The sequence below is a fragment of the Lactiplantibacillus sp. YT640 genome (assembly GCF_049745435.1).
Taxonomy (GTDB): domain Bacteria; phylum Bacillota; class Bacilli; order Lactobacillales; family Lactobacillaceae; genus Lactiplantibacillus; species Lactiplantibacillus plantarum.
This window is the reverse complement of sequence record NZ_JBMNVY010000104.1, coordinates 1-370: the sequence shown is the minus strand read 5'-3', so window position 1 is coordinate 370 and position 370 is coordinate 1. Positions and strand designations below refer to the sequence as shown.

Sequence of the window (370 nt, the reverse complement as noted above, 5' to 3'; positions counted from 1 at the left end):
CGGAGCTAAACAAGATAGTGCATGACATCGATGACTAATACTTTAACACCAAACAGAAAGGGGCTATGAATATATAGGGTCTATACTAGATAATGGACCCTATTTATTGAAATGGGAGAGTAATTTTTTCAAAGAAAAGGGGGTAAAAACTATGATTAAAAAAGGCATTACAAGAGTAATAATAAAAGTAATGAATTCTTGGAGTTCAATTTTTTCAACGTTACCAGGGTAACTTTTGGGAATCGGAATTAAAAAGTCGAGGAAGATTGGTAAATATACAATGCTATTAACTATTACAACACTACTTATTCCGATTACGTAATGAACCATAGAAAAAGTTAGGACTTGATTGTGTCTGAAGTATTTTTTT

General features: G+C 31.6%; 1 pseudogene. It reads right to left on the bottom strand.

The window, feature by feature from the left end:
* Nucleotides 1-99 precede the first annotated feature (99 nt).
* Nucleotides 100-370 (bottom strand): annotated as a pseudogene (locus ACOV1R_RS16120) (hypothetical protein); the annotation flags it as partial.